Source organism: Actinotalea sp. C106, assembly GCF_023630195.1.
Lineage (GTDB): Bacteria > Actinomycetota > Actinomycetes > Actinomycetales > Cellulomonadaceae > Actinotalea.
In genome coordinates this window covers 1-1,245 of sequence record NZ_JALPKN010000510.1, presented here as the reverse complement: position 1 = coordinate 1,245, position 1,245 = coordinate 1, and the positions used below count along the sequence as shown (strand labels likewise).

The 1,245-nt window shown below is 74.8% G+C and carries 2 protein-coding genes; one reads left to right on the top strand and one right to left on the bottom strand.

Annotation, left to right across the window (positions count from 1 at the left end; all coding sequences use genetic code 11):
- Positions 1-924, bottom strand: a 924-nt coding sequence (locus tag L0B03_RS18075) for an ROK family transcriptional regulator (protein WP_250448421.1), incomplete at its 3' end; no start/stop codon positions are given.
- A 120-nt stretch (positions 925-1,044) separates the two neighbouring features.
- Between L0B03_RS18075 and L0B03_RS18070 the strand changes: the two genes are divergently transcribed.
- Positions 1,045-1,245: hypothetical protein (locus L0B03_RS18070; RefSeq protein WP_250448419.1), on the top strand; the 201-nt coding region annotated here is incomplete at its 3' end.

The following is a 1,245-nucleotide window of genomic DNA, read 5'->3' as shown; positions in this document are numbered from 1 at the left end:
CGCGGCCTCCTCGTCGAGCCCTGCCACGCGCCGGCGCAGGGCGGGCACCGAGAGCACCGTCTCGAGGCAGCCGCGGCGCCCGCAGGCGCAGGTCTCGGCCCGGCCGAGCGGGGCGTGGTCGACGTCGTCGCGGTCGTCGACGACGGTCACGTGCCCGAGCTCACCGGCGGCGTGGCGGTGGCCGGCGACCAGCCGCCCGTCCAGCACGATCCCGGCCCCGACCCCCTCGCCCACGGTGAGGGCCAGCAGGCCCTCGGGGGAGGCTCCGCCGTAGGTGAGCTCGCCCAGCACCGCGGCGTTCGCGTCGTTGCCCACGTGGGCTGGCAGTCCGAGCGCCTCGCTCACGAGGGCCGCGAGGGGGACGTCGTACCAGGCCCGGTTCGGGGCCTCGAGCACGGTGCCCGAGGCGTCGATGACCCCGGGGGAGGCCACCCCGACGCCCAGCACGCGGTAGGTGGCGAGGCCCACGAGCTCGCGGCACAGGTCGATCAGCGCCTCGACGACGGCGTCCCCGGTGCGCCCGTCGAGGGGGGTGCTGCGGCGTTCGACGACGGTGCCGAAGACGTCGAGCACGGCACCGAGCATGTGCTCGTCGTCGGTGAGGTCGACCGCGACCACCTGGAACGCGTCGTCCCGCAGGCCGAGGAGGGTCGCGGGCTTGCCCACCCGGCCCCCCGGAGCGGCGCCGAGCTCGGTCACCAGGCCGTCGGTCTGCAGCGAGGTCACCAGGTCGGAGATCGTGACCCTGGTCAGCCCCGTCGCCCGGGCGAGGTCGGCCCGCGAGACGGGGCCGGTGTGGAACAGGTGCTGCAGCACCATCGAGCGGTGGTGGGCGCGGGCGTGCTCGGGCAGGACCTTGCCCGTGGGACGGAGCGCCTGGGTCGACATATTTGTTAGTAGACCTTCCTTACTATTGTGTGTCAAGGTCGTTCTGTGGTCGTGATCACACCGTGATCCATCCGTGCCGCAGCCGCAGCCCGCGCCCGGCGAGCCCCTGCCGCACCGCACCGCGGTGCGGCCCCCCCGACGCCTTCGGAGGTCTCCGTGCTTCTACCCCTGGTCCCGCTGCCCGAGCACGTCGAGGTGCTGGACGGTCCGCCGTTCGTGCTGCGGGCCACGACCGTCGTCGAGGTGGAGGTCGACGCGGACGACGCGGGGGAGGGGGCGGCCGGGCTCGTGGCCCGACGCGCGGCGGCCCTGCTCGGGGCGCTGGTCGGCGCGGAGGGCGGTCTCGAGGTTCGTGTG